Origin of the sequence: Propionibacterium acidifaciens DSM 21887, assembly GCF_000426605.1 — a bacterium.
GTDB classification, from domain to species: domain Bacteria; phylum Actinomycetota; class Actinomycetes; order Propionibacteriales; family Propionibacteriaceae; genus Propionibacterium; species Propionibacterium acidifaciens.
In genome coordinates, this window is record NZ_AUFR01000009.1 from 1 (window position 1) to 17107 (window position 17107).

Annotated in this window: 7 protein-coding genes; 1 reads left to right on the forward strand and 6 read right to left on the reverse strand. The window is 66.5% G+C overall.

Annotated features, from left to right (window positions below; all coding sequences use genetic code 11):
• Positions 1-65: 65 nt before the first annotated feature.
• On the forward strand, positions 66-320 hold the full coding sequence (locus tag K336_RS0104515; protein WP_051245695.1) for a transposase family protein: 255 nt from the start codon (positions 66-68) through the stop codon (positions 318-320).
• Here K336_RS0104515 and K336_RS0104520 read toward each other — a convergent pair.
• From K336_RS0104520 to K336_RS0104545, 6 genes are all read right to left on the reverse strand, one after another.
• The gene (locus tag K336_RS0104520) at positions 304-588 is read right to left on the reverse strand and encodes an MptD family putative ECF transporter S component (protein ID WP_028706401.1); all 285 of its coding nucleotides are present in this window, start codon (positions 586-588) and stop codon (positions 304-306) included. The two genes, K336_RS0104515 and K336_RS0104520, sit on opposite strands and share 17 nt — an antisense overlap.
• A gap of 84 nt (positions 589-672) precedes the next feature.
• Positions 673-1488: a thioesterase II family protein gene (locus tag K336_RS14415; protein ID WP_051245403.1), complete on the reverse strand. Its 816-nt coding sequence runs from the start codon at positions 1486-1488 to the stop codon at positions 673-675.
• Positions 1488-9263, reverse strand: a complete 7776-nt coding sequence (locus K336_RS0104530; RefSeq protein WP_028706402.1) for a non-ribosomal peptide synthetase — start codon at positions 9261-9263, stop codon at positions 1488-1490. Before K336_RS0104530 ends, K336_RS14415 begins: the two co-directional genes overlap by 1 nt.
• 12 nt (positions 9264-9275) lie before the next feature.
• Entirely contained in the window at positions 9276-10916 is a 1641-nt protein-coding gene (locus tag K336_RS0104535; protein WP_211223441.1) for an AMP-binding protein, read from the reverse strand.
• Positions 10913-11521, reverse strand: coding sequence for a VOC family protein (locus K336_RS0104540; RefSeq protein ID WP_021797253.1), 609 nt, complete (start codon positions 11519-11521; stop codon positions 10913-10915). Before K336_RS0104540 ends, K336_RS0104535 begins: the two co-directional genes overlap by 4 nt.
• 5 nt (positions 11522-11526) lie before the next feature.
• On the reverse strand, positions 11527-17082 hold the full coding sequence (locus K336_RS0104545) for a non-ribosomal peptide synthetase (RefSeq protein ID WP_028706404.1): 5556 nt from the start codon (positions 17080-17082) through the stop codon (positions 11527-11529).
• Positions 17083-17107 lie beyond the last annotated feature (25 nt).

Below are 17107 nucleotides of genomic sequence, written 5' to 3' on the forward strand. Positions count from 1 at the left end.
TCACCGAATCAGGCCTTCTCGAGGGTCCGGGCGAGACCACGACCCACGATCCGGGTTCTTCCTCCGTGCCTCACATCGCGGACAAAGGGTATGTCGGGATGGGCCTGATCACCCCTGTCAAGAAACTCCCGGGTCTTCCCCTGTCCGAGGCCGACAAGAACTTCAACCGGGCCATCGACCGGATCAGGTGGAGGATCGAACAAGTCATCGCCCACCTCAAAACATGGAAAACCCTCAAAACCGGTTATAGACGCCCCATCGACGCCCTCCCGGACGCCATCACAACAATACTCGGAATCATATTCACCTACACCCTATGAATAAGCCTCGTAGTTTATGGGCAATGATCAGTACCGTTCTGTTCTCAATAAGCCTGCCGATGGCCTTCTGAATCATTGTTTCGTTCTCATGCTCAATGGAAGCTGTGCTTTCATCCGACAGGATCAGCAGCATGCCCGACTTGCGCACCTTCGAGTAAAACAGCATGGTGGGAATGCCCAGGACCAAGACCTGCAACGGACTCACCATCACATAGCTCACCGGAGTGATCCCCACGGAAGCCACGCCCAGGCCCACTAGCGTGTTCACGACGAAGAAGATGCTGGAAGAAGATGCTGATCGTCATAAAATCGGTGATCTGCAGTCTTTCGAAGGCCCGGCCTCGCATGGTCCTCATCGCTCATCCTTCTCCTCCACATCTCCTGGGTGATTCGACTGTCGGTGGCGCTGCCGTGCCGACGTTCGCGGGTTCGCGCACATCTCCTCCTCAAGCTCCCGGTAGTAGGCCGTTCCCGGCTGGTGGGGGAAAAAATGGTCCCCCTCGAAGCTCCGCAACTCGAACTGCGCACTCGTCATGGCCTGCCATCCGACCACGAGTTCAGCAGGCGTCTCGGTGTCCTCACACCCGACATGGGCATGAATCGGGCAGCTGAGTATCTCCCCCCGGTGGACCAAGGTCTCGTCTATGCGGTAGTCGGCAATGATCTGTGGCAGTAACCAGCCCAGCAGTTCACGGTCGGCGAGCAGCTCGGCGGGGGTACCGCCGAGCCTGACGAGTTCAGAGATCAGCGCCTCCTCGCCCTGAGAGCTGTGGAAATGGCTGACGGGGCTGCGCAGGGGCTCGTGGCGGCCAGCCACGACCATGAGCCGCGGCACCATCCCATACTCAGACTCGAGGAGCGCCGCCGTTTTGAATCCCAGCATCGCGCCCATCGAATGACCGTAGACGCAGTACTCTTGGTCGTTGATCATCTCGGCCATGGCCCCGGCGAGCGAGCCCACCAGCTGCTCCCCGTCAGTCGCGGGTTTCTCACTGATCCGTGTCGCCTTGCCGGGCAGTTCGACCGGCACGACCATGAGCCGTTCCTGGTACTTGGTCCATGGCCGGAAGACCGCGGCGGAACCGCCGGCATGGTGGAAGCAGAACATCATGCGGAGCCGGGACGCGCCTGTGTCCTCGACGAAGGGGAATTCCGTCAGTCGCTCCATCAGATCTCCCCCTCCTCGACATCAGCCCCCACGCTGGCCTCGATGTGATCGGAAAGCTGACGCACCGTCGGGAGAGCAAAGACATCCCGGATGGAAATCTCCACCGAGATCTCCTTGCGGATCGCGTTGACCAAGTGGACCGCGGCGAGCGAGTCGCCGCCGAGCCGGAAGAAGTCGTCGTCGATACCGGGTTCGTCGCTGTCCAGCAGCCTCGACCACATCGCGACGAGTCGAGCGTCCCGTTCATTACGTGGACCCGTCGGAGCCATGAAAGACTCCTGGGACTGCGCTTCAAGGCTGTCCCTGTCAACCTTGCCGTTCCAGGTACGTGGGAGCTCGGCGAGTGGAACGATCCGTCGGGGCCGCATGTACTGCGGCAGTCTCTGGGCCAGTCGTCCTTCCACAAGCCCAAGGACATCCTCAGACTCGACCACAACGTACAGTTCAATATTGCCGGTGTGTTCGGACGCACGCGTCGTCGATGCAGTGCGCTCGGAAACACCGGCCCTGGTGACGACGGCGACGCACTCCCGCAATCCGGGTACCGTCAAAGCGGCCGACTCGATTTCCCCGAGCTCAATGCGGTAGCCGCCGACCTTGACCTGGCCGTCACGTCGTCCGAGGAAGACGATCTGCCCGTCGCGCCCGTACATGGCCTGGTCGCCGGTGCGGTAGAGCCTCTCGCCCGTCCTCGGGTGCCGGAGGAAGGACTGCCCGGTCCGCACCGGGTCCTTCCAGTAGCCCAGCGCGAGCCCACGGCCGGCGATGTACAGATCGCCCGGCACGAGCTCGGGACGGTCCTCCAGCGCGTCGTCCAGGACGTACATCCGCTGGTTCGCCAGCGGCTTGCCGTAGGGGATGCTCGGCCGTTGTGCGTCGGCGACACTGATCGGATACCAGTTGGACCAGATCGAGGCCTCGGTCGCGCCGCCCAGGCCGTATGCACGGCAGTCCCGGAAACTGTCCGCCATGCGCAGCGCCACGTCGACCGGAATCCAATCTCCGCTCAGCAGCACCGCCCGCAGATGCTCGTCCACGAGTCCCCGGTCGGCCAGGTGTCCGGCGTACATCGAGAACAGCGAGGGCACCGAGTTCCACAGGCTGACCTGGTGACTGCACGTCAGCTCCCACCAGTGCGCAGGATCACGCAGACCCTGCAGAGAGGGCATGACGATCGCGCCGCCGCAGGCGAGCATGCCGAAGACATCGTAGACGGACAGATCGAAATTCAGTTCGGACAGAGCGAGGACACGGTCCTGCGGGCCCGCCCCGAGTCTCGCGTTGACGTCCCGGATGGTGTTGACCACCGCCCGATGGGCGATCGCGACCCCCTTGGGCACACCGGTCGTCCCGGAGGTGTAGATCACATAGGCCAATCCGTCGGCTGCGGGTCCGCTCCCGATGGGCGCCGCAGGGGAACTGACAGGAGAGAACCCGCCCATCACGTCGGCAAGTTCGATCACGGCGCGGCCACGCCCGATAGGCTCGGGCAACCCCTGACGGTCCTTTACCAGGACGATGCCGACCCCCGCGTCGGTGAGGATCCTACTGTTGCGCGCCACCGGGTGGGTGGGGTCCAGGGGGAGATAGGCGCAGCCTGCCTTGAAGACGCCGAGGACCGCGCTGATCTGATGGGTGGACTTCGGCAGCAGGATCGCGACGAGGGAGCCGGGCTCGGGGGACTCGGCCGCGATGAGCCGGGCCCAGCGCTCCGATTCCTCGTCGAGTTCTGTGTAGGACAGTTCGCGCTCGGAGTCAATGACCGCTGTGCGCCCACCGTGGTCCCGCAGGCCCTCGTCGAAGAGCCCGAGCAGCGTCTGCGTGCCGTCACCCGGCCCGGAGTCCTCGCTGAGGACGCCGGTGCGGTTGAGCGCCGCGATCCCGTCACGGTTGAGGCTTGGGCAGACTGTGACTGTCTCCTGCCCCCAGGAGAGCGGCTGCGCTGCGAATCCCTTGGCGAGGGACTCCACCGCCTGCACCAGCGAGCGGAAAATCCCGTCCACCATCTGCTCGGGGAAGAGGGCCTCGACGGCGTCGAGGTTCAGCACCAGCCCCCCGTCGTCCTCGTAGACCTGCAGGTCCATCCACACCTGGGGCGTCTGGGAGAGCCCGTAGTCGATGACGCCGAGATAGGGGCTGGTGGACGCATCGCGTTCGACCACCCCTAGGCCGCAGGTGAAAACCACCGGCATGGTGATCTGCGATCGGCGCTGCCGGTTGAGCATGCGTTCGACGCTCACCCCGCTGACATGGCTGTGGGCCAAATTGCGCCACATCCGCCGTTGCAGGGCTCTGGCCCGCTGGCTGAAGGAGGCGCCGCTGCGAGTGTCGACGCTCAGGATCGACAGGCTCGTGAAATCGCCGACGATCGCGTCGACCTCCGGCGCGAAGGGAGTGCGCTCGAACTGTGTCAAATTGATGCTGAGCCCCGGCTCCTCACTGTATCGGGCCAGCGTCTCCGCGTAAACCTCGGCGAGGAAGGCGGCCTCGGTGAGGCCCTCCTGACGGAGGCCCTCCTTCACGGCCTGCCAGGCGGCGGGCTCCACGAGGGCGCTGTGTCGGACGAAGGCCGACGAAAAGTCCCCATCGGGCTGCGAGACCGGCAGCTGCGGCGCCGGGTGGATGCGGTCCAGGCGGTCCTCCCAGTAGTCGAGGTCCTGCTGGTAGGCCTCGCTAGCCCGGAGCCGTTCCATCGCCTCCACATAGTCCTTGAAGGAGTACGCGGGAGTCCGCCCGGCGTACGAAGCGGGCCCAGCCTCGTAGAACTCTTTCCACTCGCGGAAGACGTGGAACATACTCCAGCCATCGATGAAGACGTTGTCGAAACTCAGGAAAAGCCGTCCCTCACCCTCGCCGGTGCCCGCGTAGCGCACGTCGAAGCACGGCCACTGCGTCGGGTCGAAGCGCTGACGCGACATCTCTTGCCGGATTCGTTCGACGCGCTGGGTGCCCGGTAGACCCTGCCCTTGGACATGGGCGATCCTGTAGCGCGGCACCTGCGGCAGGAATCTCTGGCTCAGACCGTCCTCGCAGACGACGGCGCGGAGCATCGGGTGACGTTCGACGAGAGCGTTGAAGGAGTCCTCCAGGCGCGCCAAGTCGAGCCTTGCGGTGGCCATTTCGAAATAGCAGTGGCTCGACACCTCACCAAGCTCCACGGCTCCCGAGGCGCCGATCAGATAGGACTGCTGCACCTCTGTGAGGGGGAAGGGTGCGTACTGGTCCTCGGCGTGCACGATCGCCGGCAGTTCGTCACCGCTTCCCGTCCGCGCCGCGAGCGAGTCGATCCGGGCAGCCATGTCCTTCAGCACGGGCGAGTCGAAGACGATGTCCAGCCCGAAGTCGACATCGAAGCGCTCCTCGATCCGCTTCCTGAGTCTGGTCGCCACCAGCGAGTCCCCGCCCAGCCGGAAGTAGTCGCTGTCCGTCCCGGCATCCACGTCCAACAGCTCTTCCCAGATGCCGATCAGAGCTTCCTCGGTGGCGCTCAGCTCGACCTCACTCTTGGCCGCCGTAGGCTCGTCCTGAAAACTCTCGGGCGTGAGGAGCCCCACAAGTGCCCTCTGGTCCACCTTCCCGTTCGCGGTCAGGGGGAACTCGCCGAGGCGCATGATCCGCTTGGGGAGCATGTACTCGGGGAGTCTGGCCGATAGCACGCGGACGGCCTCCTCGTATTCCTGGGGCGGCACAGGCACCGGTTCGGCTCCGCCGGCCCTGACCGCCAGGAAGAGCATCAGGGACTCGGTCAGCCCGATGCTCGACAACAGGCGGAAGTCGGCGCCCTCGAGCGCCTCTCGCCAGGCCTGCGCGTCGAGCAGCATCTCTCCACTGCCCTGGCGGGCATCGCTGTACTGCACGCTGAGGAAGGCGGCGCTCACCTCGGCCAGGGGCGTCGAGGAGATCGGCTCGACAAGCAGCAGCAGGCCCTGCTCGGCGAGCAGGGCGTGGATCCGTCGCAGGCTCGCGTCGACGTCGGTGCTTTGGTGGACGCTCTGATTGCAGATCGCCAGGTCGAAGCGCTCGGCGGCCGACACCGGGGCCGGCTTCCCGACAGTTGTGAACAGCATCCGCCCGAAGGAGCCGGGCTCGGACTCGTCCATCCGGTCGAGATAATAGGGCGAGTAGTCAGCCATGGTATAGGAGGACGAGCCGCTCGCCTGGGCGTACTCGCGAGACTCACGGAGGCGTCTGGCGCCCAGTTCAAACACCCGCATCCCCGCCTCGTCCGCCTGCCCGAGCGCGCGCACGATTTCCCTGATGGCAGCGTGCGTCAGACGCCCCACGGCCCTGCCGGACAGGAATTCCTCGACGGGCACGACCTCGGGCCTCTGGACAAACTCGGCCAGTGACTCGGCTTGCGCCGCCTCGACGAAGGCCCTGCCGAAGGGCCTCACGAAGCGATCGAGCTCGGCGCGTTCGGCCTCACTGGGCAGGACCGCGGTCACGGCGTCCCGGTCGGCGAGCCAGTGCGCCCAGCTGCGTTTCAGGGCGACGAGACGGTCGTCGGCGGAGAGCCTCCGGCAGATGAGCTGGGCGGTCCATCGGCGCATGGTCTCCATGGCGTAGCCGCACTGCACGGCTTCGTCGTGCGCGAGCGCGGCGCACAACTCCTGGTCGGCTAGCACGGGTGCCAGGACGGCGTCGACATCGATACGGCCGACGTCCTCAGCCTCCGTCTCGAGCGCTCCCCCACTCTCCGGGCCGTCCGGGGCCAGAGGCTGCTCGGGTTGGACAAAGACGACCAGCGAGCTCGAGGCCGAGCCCCGCACGGGGACGCACACGGCCCGTGTCACGGGCAACAGGGCCTCGCAGGCGGCCTCGACCTCCCCTAGCTCGATCCGGTGCCCGCGCAGCTTGATCTGATTGTCGGAGCGGCCGAGGAATTCGATGGTCCCATCCTGCCAGAAGCAGCCCAGATCACCGGTACGGTACCAGCGGCTTCCCTCTGCGTCCACGAACTTCTTCGCAGTGAGCTCCGGGTCGTCGACATAGCCGGTGGCGACGCCGAGCCCACCGATCCACAGCTCCCCCGCCACGTGGTCCGGGCAGTCCCGTCCCTCGGCGTCGACCACTCGATAGGCCTGGTGCTCCAAGGCGCGCCCGTAGGGGATCGAGACCCAGTCCTCGGGGACGGCGCCGGTCAGTTCGATGGCGTTCGACCAGATGGCGGCCTCAGTCGCCCCTCCCATGGCGAGAATGTGCCCGTCGGGCATGAGCTCGGCCATCCGGCTCGGCAGCCCCACGTCGATCCAGTCGCCGGACAGCAGCACGTGACGCAAGCTCGCAAGCCTTTCCGGCGCGCCGGCGGCGCTCGTCAGAAGCATCTCGAACAGAGTGGGGACCGAGTTCCACACGGTGATCCGGCAGGACTCCACCAGGTCCAGCCAGACGACGGCGTCGCGGCGCGCCTCGTCGGCGATGGTCACCAGGCAACCGCCCGCCGCGAGGACGCCGAAGGCGTCGTAGACCGACAGATCGAAGTCGAAGGCCGAGACACCCAGCACCCGGTCATAGGGCCTGATGCCGAGACGGCGGTTCACCACCTCGATCGTGTTCCAGGCGGCTCCGTGGCTGATCTCGACCCCTTTCGGGACACCGGTGGTCCCGGAGGTGTAGATGACATAGGCGGGGTCCTGCGGTCGTGGCCTGGGCAGGGACAGCTCCCCGCTGCCGCGGCGGGCCTCTTCGAAGCCGATGACGCGCACACCGTTCTCGTACCACCGTTCCCAGGGCTCCTGATCGCTCAGCAGGAAGCCGATCCGCGGGGAGGAGAGGATGGCCGCGAGCCGCTCCGGCGGCTGCTGAGGATTCACCGGGACATAGGCGGCTCCGGTGAGCATCACCCCGAAGGCGGCGATGACCTGCTCGGGGCCTCTGTCCATCATGACCGCACAGAGCCCACCGCGCCGCAACCCGACAGCCGCCAGTGAGCCAGCAACGGCCCGCGCGCGTTCGACGAACTCGCGGTGGTTCAGTGTGCGCCCGTCGTGGGCGCGCAGGGCGGGACGGTCAGGGAATCTGCTAGCCGCTGCGAGCAGTTGGTGGACCAGAGTGGTCTCGGGCAGGGCCCAGTTCGTCAGCTCGGCGCGTTCGGCGCGCCTGGCGAGCACTCCTCGAGGCTCGACGGGCCCAGCGGATCCCAGCTGCGAGGCGATCGCCTGCTCGGTCTCGCGCACGAGACAGTCGACGATCTCGTCGAGCAGGCCCTCGGGGAAAATCTGCTCGACGGCGTCGCAGATAAGGGTGAAGCCGTCAATAGTGTTGAAGACCTGCAGATCGATCCAGACCTGCGGGGTCTGCGAGATCATATAGCCGATCTCGCCGAAGGTCTCCACGAACTCCTCGTTCACCAGCGGCTCACCGAGATTGCAGGAAAAGACGACAGGCGCGAGGAACTGCTCGCCGCGTCGGGCACGCAGATCGCGCAGGACCCGGACCGCCGAGTAGCCACAGTGGACGACGTCCTCGTAGAAGGACTCCTGGATGGCGCGCAGGTCCTCGACGAAGGACCGTCGGCTGCTCAGGTCGACGTCGGTGAGGGTGAGGGTGGTGAAGTCCGCCACGACGTCCTCGATGGCGGGATCGCTGTCACGGTTGAACAGCGGAACGCTCATGAGGAAGCGCTTCTCCTCGCTCCACTGCCCGATCGTGCGCGCATAGGCAGTCAGGAGCACCATCGCCGGTGTCGTGCCGTGCCGCTCGCAGGCCGTGCGCAGGGCCCTCCAGCTGCTCCGGTCGAAGCTGTGACAGCGGCGCACGAAACGCGGAGCCGCGGCAGGTTTCCCGCCCCGGCGCAGGGGCAGCCGCGGGCCTGAGGGGAGTTCGTCGATGCGCGCGAGCCAGTACTGCCTGTCCCGCTCGACGTCCTCGGCGCCCTCACGCGCCCTGGTCTCCAGATAGTCCGCGAAACTCCACTCTGGGTCGGTCCGGGGCGCCTCGCCCGTCGCGTAGTGGTGCGCGAGATCGCGCAAGATGATTTGGAAGCTCTGCACATCGCAGACCAACAGGTCGATGTCGAAATGCAGGAGTGCCCTGTTCTCATCGAGCAGGCTCAGCTGCAGGCAGCACACCTGCCCCTCGTCGATGGCCAGGAGCCGGTGGGACAACGCCTCGCGCATCTCCAGTAGCGCCGCCTGCTGCTCATCGGCGCCCAGGCCGGTCAGATCATGGATGGCCACGGAGGCGTCGGCCGGTTCGGCGCGCACGTACTGTCTGCCGTCGTCGGTGTAGCAGGCCCTCAGCATGGGATGGGCGCGCAGCAGCGTCTCCCAGGAAGCCTCCAGCCGGGCCGGGTCCAGCCAGCCGGTCTCGACCTCCACATAGCCGTGACAGCCGACACCGCCCATGTACTGCCCCTGCCTGCGGCCGATCCAATAGGCGTACTGCACGTCCGTCAGGTCGAAGGGCTCGGCATCACTGCGCGCCCCCGCGGCCTCGGGCGGCTCCGCGCCCTGACCGATCCCGGCATCGGCAGGGTCTTGGGGCCCCGACTGCGCGAACGCCATGGCCATCCCTTCAGCCGAGCCGTCGGCAGGCTCGCCCGGGGAGGCCTCGACGAGCAGCTGCACCCATTCGGCGAGCGTGGGACGGCGCATGAACGAGCCGAAGGAGACGCGGTAGCCCTGCTTGATCCATCCGGCAAGCAACCTCATGGTCGGCAGGGACTCCAGCCCCAGTGTGAGCAGATTGTCCGTGCCAGCGATCTCGGTCTCGGCGCCAAGAATCGCCGAGACCGACGCCGCGAGCCTCTCGCGGATCTCGTCCTTGGTGAGCACCTCTGTCCTTCCTCAGTCTGTCCGCTCGGTCCGCTGCTGGGTCATCGCGCGGAGCGCTTCCTTGTCGACCTTGCCGATGTTGGTCCGGGGGATCGCATCGACGACGATGACCTCGTCGGGCACTTTGTAGCGAGCAATACCCTGCTCCTCGAAGTCCTTCATGACCCTCCGCCGGCCGAGGGGCCCGTCGGTGACGACGACCGCCACCGTCCGCTCCCCCAGCTCCTCATCGGGTGCGCCGAAGACCGCAGCCTCGCGGACGCCACCGATCAGCCCCAGGAGGTGCTCGATCTCGTGCGGGGAGACGTTCTCCCCCAGCCGGTTGATCTGCTCAACGACGCGGCCGCAGACGACGAGATTGCCGTCGGCATCCAGATAGCCACGGTCGCCGGTCCGCAGGAAACCATCGGCGGTGAAGCAGTCGTCATCGGCGTGGGCGCCGTGATAGCCAAGGAAGGTGTAGGGGCCCTTCTCGATGATCTCGCCGACGACACCGGCGGGCAGCTGTCTGCCCTGCGGGTCGACGATCCGCAGGACGTCACCGTCCGAGATCGGCGTCCCCTGGGTGCCGAGGGCCACCAGCTCCGGATCGTCCAGGCGGGTGAACGTGGTGATTCCCTCGCCCAGCCCGTATCCCTGCTGGATCAGCGCACCTGTCCTGGCCATGAGCGAACGCCCCAGCTTCGCATCGAGCCTGGCTGCCCCGATGAGGATCTGCCGGAGACTGGACAGCTGGGCTGGGTACCACTCCAGGGCCTCGTTCCACAGCTGGGCGACGGCTGGCACGATCGCAGTCACTGTCACCCGGTTGGCCTCGATCGCGGCGAAGGCCTCGTCGAAGGCGGCGCTGGCGCACATCACTGCGGTCCCGCCGCACAGCAGCGTCCCCAGGACGCCCGGCTGCGCCAGAGGGAAGTCGTGGGAGCTCGAGAGCACCGCAAGGTAGACGCTGTCGGGACCGATGCCGCAGCGCAGAGCGGCCGCCCTCGCATTGCAGGCATAGGCCTCGTGCACCCGCGGGATGATCTTGGGTTCGCTCGTCGTGCCCCCGGAGAGCAGATTCAGGGCCGCGTCCCGGTGTCCAGGCCCGGCCACCGGCAGCGGCGGGGGCTCGGGATCGGCCGTCCCAGGCAGCGGGGGCAGTCGGTGGCACGGCGCGGGTCCGGCGTGCTCAGGGCCAGCGTCGGCGTAGAGGAGACGGATGCCCAGCTCCTGCGGATCGGCTTCCTCGACCATCGCGACGCAGTCGAATCCGAGCTGGTCCCGCCCCCCGATGTAGGCGACGGGACGAAGCTGCCGGGCCAGCCGGACCAGTTCGCTGTGACGGTGTGAGGGCAGCATGAGCGTCGGGACGGCGCCGATCCTCATGAGCGCGAACAGGCTCACCAGATAGGCGGCGCTGTTCGGCAGCTGCACGAGCACCTGGTCTCCTCCCGACAGCCCCGCCTCAAGGAATGCCCGGGCCCAGTGCGCGATCGTCAGGTCCAGCTGCCGATAGCTCAGCTCTGCGTCTGGGGCGACGACGGCGCGGCGCTCGCTGTGGCGCAGGCAGACCTCGTGCAGTTCCTCGCACAGGCTCCTCCTGCGCAGATGACCGCTCGCCTCATAGGCGTCAAGGATCTCCTGTGCCCTCATCCGCGCCCCGGCACTCATGCGAAACTCACCTCGATGGTGCCGTCCCCGATGCTGCACCTGAGTCGTTCCTCGGCCTGCGCGCCCAGGCAGATTCCCACGGCTGTCTCGCTTCCGGCGTAGCGGATCTCCTCGATCCGCGTGAAACCATTGGGATGGGCTGATGCGCGGTGCGTGTCCACCGCGAACGGGGTGACGAACATCGGCACACTCCAATCGTCCGGCACCAGACAGCGGCAGGAGAGCCGACGCCCGTGCGGGTCCTTCCTGGCGACCGGCGAGATCACCGTTGACCGGTCGTGCACGGCGCACAGATGTTCCAGGGCCGTGAACTTCTCGCGTTCGACCTCGAAGACGATCCGGCTGTAGCCCTGCGGGGCCTGCGCCAAGCGGTCATAGTCCTCGACCATGCGCCGGTGCCCTGTGAGCGCGAGAGCACCGCGCACCACGGCAGGCATGTGGATCCCCGCGATGATCTCCACATAGGGGCCGGTGGAGAAGTAGATCAGCGCATTGTGCGGGTCCTTGGCCTTGCCGTACTCGACCTCGAAACCCTCGGCGCGGAACTCGGCCACGGCCTGTTCCAGATCGTCCGCCTTGTAGATGACATGTCCGATCCTGGCCATGCTTGTCAATCCCCCTGGTCCTGCTCGAAGTGGGTCAGGATCGAGCGATAGTTCTCCTCGGTCAGGCAGTCGGAGTGCGAACCACTGATGATCCCGGTCCGCAGCTGCCCCAGGACGGTGCTGGGCCAGTCGACGTCGCCGCCGAGCGAGGGATAGAAGCCATCGACTCCGCGCTCGGGCTGCAGAGCGAGCACCGTGCCCAAGTAGACATCCGGCCGGTATCCGATCGTCCCGCGCAGGGAGTGCCGGAAGACGTCGTAGAGGATCTCGAGCATGGCTCGGGCGCTGCCTGCATCGTTCTCGTAGCCCTTGACCGTCTCGTAGATCCGCCGGCGTCGATGCTTCGGCGACATGCGCGAGCAGGCAGAGAAATAGGAGCCGAGCGAGGCGTAGCGGCCGTCGAGGGCGCACAGCTCCTCGTCCGTGATGTCCCTGTTCTGGCCACCGAGGATGTGTTCGAGGCCCTCACGGAGCAACTCGATGCTGAAATCAGCGCCGAGAGCCCGTGGGTCGGCCTCGACGACGCACCCGTAGGCGAACTCGCACAGCATCTCGTTGGCGATGCGGTGCGGGCACAGATGGGTGCTCACCGCGACCACCCTGCAGACCCGGCGCCCCAGCTCGGTGAGGATCTTCGCCGTCTCCAACGCGAAGAAGCCTCCGATGCAGTAGCCGACCAGCTCGTAGCTGTCCATGTCCAGTTCCAGCAGGTCCTGTGCGTAGAGGCGCGCCCGTTCGGCGATGAGAGCATCAGTGGGACTGGCCAGGTACTCGTCGGCGTCACCGGAGGTGAAACCGACGTGGGCCGTTGCGGGGCTGCGCTCCATGAGCGCCGGAACCAGGAGATCGTAGTCCTTGATGCGCCCGGTACCGGCGTGGAAGAAGGCCCGGCACGAGCCCTGGTCCTCCCCGAGCCCGTAGACGTGCAGGCGCTGTGCACCAGCAGCAGCCGCAGAAGGCGACGAGACGGCAGGGCCGCTCGGAGCCACCCGCGCTCCATCTGTGGCGACCACGGTATCGGCGGTCGTCTGGGGGTCGGAGACCTCAACCGCCCCACCACCGAGGGCCTCGGCGATCCCGGCGACCGTGGGCTTCTTGAGCATCTCACGCATGATGAGATCCCAGCTCTGGTCCTTCAGCGCGTCGATCTCCTGGCGCATCCTTGTGACGGCCTTGGCCATGAGCAGCGAGTCGCCACCGGCTGCGTAGAAGTCCTCGTCGCGGCCGATCCGCTCGTTCTCGAGGACATCGCGCCACAGGGCCGCGATCCGCTCCTCCAACCCCCCCTGGGGCGCGGCGAGCGGCTGCTCCTCGGATTCCTGACGGGACGTGAACGAGCTCAGGAGAGCCTTCCTATCGATCTTCCCGTTCGCACTCAACGGCATCGCGTCCATCACGGTGAGGGATGCGGGCACCATGTAGCCGGGAAGCATCTCGCGCAGAAAGCCCGTCAGCTCCTCCTCGTCGATCCTGCGCGCACCAGGCTCGGTGAGGACGAACAGGCGCTGGCCGCACTCGCGCAGCGGGTCGAACCGGCCGGGGTACTCGGCGATCCTGCGCAGTCCCGCCCTGGTGAAGACTCCCTCCCACTGCTCCTCGTCGAGGAAGACCCGATGGCCGTCGGCGCGCACATCGGTGAACTCGACCAGGCTCATCTTGATCGATATCGAGATGAGCGCGGCGTAAAGCTCGGTGACCGGTTCGATCATGACGATCACGCCGTCGGGCCGCCGCAGCTGGTTCAGCCGGGCGAAGGTCTGGTCGATGTTCACCGCATTGTGCAGGACGTTCGCACAGACGATCACGTCGTAGGCGCCCAGCTCGACGTCCTGCCCGGCACACTCGGCGTTGATGTCGAAGAGCCCGTAGCTCATGAAGCCGTAGTCGCGATAGCTCTCCCTCGCATTGCGCAGGAAGAAGGTGGACAAATCGGTGAACCGGTACTCCGCGATGTTCTCGGGGAGCTTAGGCAGGATGTACGTGGTGCTGGCGCCCACGCCCGCCCCGATCTCCAGGACACGGATCGGGCGGTCCCCGCGTGACTCGGCGACTCTCGCCACCGCCTCCGCGACGGCCGCATTGGTGGCCTCGCTGATCCTGTTCTCCGCGTAGATGGCGTGGGCGTTGTCGGTCCTGCCGCCGGGGAAGAACAGCTCAAGAGGATTCACCTCGCCACGGATCTGGCGCAGCAGTGTGCCCGCCGCGTAATGCTGGTACTCGAACAGAGCGGAGCTGTTGAGCACCCGGGCCTCCATGGCCGCGAAGTGGTCCCAACGTTCGGCCATGCGGTAGTGCTCGAGGCTCTCGGACGTGAGGGTGAAGCCCCCCTCGTCGGCCTGCAGGACGCCCTCAGCCGTGAGCATGCCGAGCCAGCGACCCACCAGCTCCCGGTACTCGGGATCGGGCCTGAGCCTGGCGACGATCTGCTCCTGGGAATGAACCGCCCCTGGCTCGGTGAAAAGCCCAGCCTCGACGAAGGCCGCCAGCAGAGCGGCCAGGGCGGCCTCGTTGCCGGCCTTCGTCCATGCCGCATAGCATGCGGCGTCGGGACCGCCGGCGTCACCCGAGGACCAGCGCTCACGCAGCGCCGCGCCCAGCGCCTCGGGTGTGTCCGCCCGCTCTTCATCTGCCGCAGAAGAGCCCTGCTGCTGGGCGGGCGTCACGAAGGCCCTCAGCTTCTTACGGCCGTCTGTCTCTTCCACGACTACGACGGCACGGCCGATGTCCTGGTGCTCTTCAAGGACGGCCTCGATCTCACCGATCTCGACCCGGTAGCCGTTGATCTTGACTTGGGTGTCCGCCCGGCCGTGGAAGTCGATCACCCCGTCCGGGCGGTAGCTGCCGATGTCGCCGGTGTCGTAGAGACGGCGGCCCTGCTTGGCCGAGAAGAAGAATTTGCGTTCCGTGGTCTCGGGATCGTTGAAGTAGCCGCTCGCGAGGCTCTCGCCGCTGATGTGGATCCTACCCCTGACCCCGTCGGGGCACTCGTTCATGAATGCGTCGAGTACGTACATGCCCTGACGGGACAGGGCGCTGCCGTAGGGGATGTTCTCCTCGCCGGTGTGGCCGTTCATCCGATGGTGGATCGACCAGATCCCTCCCTCCGTGGCCCCGCCGAGGCTCACGAGTTCGGCGCGGGGGAAGTGCGAAGCGGCCTGGGCGGGCAGGGTGCGGGCAATGAGATCACCCGAGAGCAGGACGAGCCCAAGAATCTCATCGGGTGCCAGGCCAGCAGCCACGCGCTCGGCCAGGAGCATCTGGAACAGGGCGGGCACCGAGTTCCAGGTGTCCACCCGCCAAGTGCGCATCAGTTCGATCCAGCTGCTCGGGTCCTTCGCCTCGGACTCGAGGGGCAAGACGAGGCATCCCCCGCTCGCGAAGGTCCCGAAGACGTCGTAGACGGACAGATCGAAGGACAGCTTGGACAGGCCGAGCACCGTCCGCGGAGTTGCTCCCGCGAGGCGCTGGTTGACGTCCTCGATCGTGTTCATGGCGGCGGTGTGTGTCATTACGACGCCCTTGGGCGTTCCCGTACTGCCGGAGGTGAAGATGATGTAGGCCGTGTCCTCCGCCGGACCGGCCACCGGAACCGTCCCGTCCCAGGACAGTGGGCCCAATGCGTCGACGTCGACGACGGCCAGCTGCCCGTCCGTCGCGCGATAGTTCGCATCGGCGATGATCGCCCGGGGGCGGCACAGCGAGATCATCCGGCGCTGGCGCGCCGACGGCTGGTCGTGGTCGACGGGGACATAGGCCGCTCCTCTGGAGACGACGGCGAGAACCGCCGCCACCTGCCAGACGCCCTTACCCAGGACGATCGCGACCCGGTCCCCTCTGCCAACCCCGGACAGCTGCGCGTCCACGGCTTGGACGTGGCCGGCGAGCTCGCTATAGCTGAAGCTCTCGCCGCCGCACACCAGTGCGCACGCCTCGGGCTGGCTCTGGGCCCTTCCCCAGAAACCAGTCTGGAGTGTCCGGGGCGCCAGCGGCGCGTCTCTCCGGTGGATCCGCTCACGCACCTGCTGCTGCCGCTCGCCCAGCTGCACGATGTCCTCGGCATGCCAGGGCTCCTCCTCGGCGCCGAGCAGCCGCTCGAGCGCCTCGGTGAAGGCCTCCCACATAGCCTCGAGGACCGCGGGCGCGAGGATGCCCTCGCGGACGTCCCAGTTGATGTTGCAACCGCCGGCCTCCTCGAAGGCCTGGCAGTCGATCCAGACCTGCGGTGTGCGACTGACGCCATGGACGAGTTCAAGGGCTCGTCCTTCCCTGCGTCGCAGACCGGCACCCAGCGCCCCGGTGAAGACGATCGGCACGACGGCACTTCCGCCTCTGGCCCGGCCGAGCTCGCGCAGTACGTCGAGGCCGCCGAACGCCGAGTGAGAAAGCTCGTCGACGAGCTGCTCCTGGGTCTTGCACACCCGCTCAAGGAAGCTACCGGTCTCCCGGCGGCTGGCGTGAACGCTCACCTCGGTGAAGTCCCCTATGATGCGCTCGACGCCCGGGAGCTCATCACCGCGGTTCATCGAGGTGATGTTCACGCAGAACTCCGGCTGGGAGGACCAGCGCCGGATGACATCGATGTAGGCGGTCAGCAGCACATTCGACGGTGTCACGCCGAAGGCAGCGGCCCGTTCCACCAGCAAGGCCCACTCGGCAGGGCCGCACCGCCAGCTATGACGGGTGAAGCGGACCGTCTCCCCCTCGCATCTCTGCGGGGCGGTGAGAATCGGCAATGAGGGCCTCTCCGGCATGGACCCGATACGCCCGAGCCAGTACTCCTTCGCGCTCTCGTACTCGGCGCGCCCGGCCGGGGTCTCCTCGCGGATAGCCCGCGCAACCAGGACGTCCCTGAAGGTAGCCCGAGGCAGGGGCTCCAGCGGCTTGCCCTCGTAGAGGTCCATCAGTTCCTCGACCATGACCGAGACGCTGATGAAATCGGCGATGATCATGTCGATCGAGAACTGCAAGATGCTGCACTCTTCGAACTGGAGGATCCGGAAGCAGTGAAGGGGCCAAGCTCCCAGCGGATAGCTCCGCTCCTCCATCTCGCGGCGGTGGCGCAAATGCTCCTCGTCAGGCGACTGCGGATCATGGCCACGCAGATCGATTTCCTCCAGCCGCGGCATCCTCTCGACGGGCAGTTCCTCAGGAGGGACAACCCGCAGCGAGTCCGGGGGCAGCACGAATGCCGAGAGCATGTCGTGGCGGCGGATCAGTTCGTGCCAAGCCCTCTCCAGCCTCTCGCGCCCCACTGGCTGTGTGCGCAACTCCGCATAGCTGTGGCAGCCGGTCCCACCGAGTTCGTAGCCGGCGTGCTGGCCGGTGGCGTAGGCCCGCTGAATGTCCGTCATCCCGAAGGGCATGAAGCGCGCGGCGCTATCATGCTCGATAGCTTTCTCGGCCCTCAGGTACTCAAGGATCTCGGCCTTGTGACTCCTCAGGCTCGCCAGGTCTGCTGGGCCCAGCGCGCCCTTGGGTGACCGGTAGCCCAGTCTGTCCCCGTTGGCCCACAGGACGATGCCCCGCTGCTGGAATTCTTCAACCAGTATTGCGATGTTCACTGAAAGCTCTCCTGACATTCTCGAA

Excerpts from the sequence above, each read along its gene's own strand:
- K336_RS0104535 (WP_211223441.1), bottom strand. The coding sequence starts at position 10,916 with ATGAGTGCCGGGGCGCGGATGAGGGCACAGGAGATCCTTGACGCCTAT.
- K336_RS14415 (WP_051245403.1), bottom strand. The coding sequence starts at position 1,488 with ATGGAGCGACTGACGGAATTCCCCTTCGTCGAGGACACAGGCGCGTCC.
- K336_RS0104540 (WP_021797253.1), bottom strand. The coding sequence starts at position 11,521 with ATGGCCAGGATCGGACATGTCATCTACAAGGCGGACGATCTGGAACAG.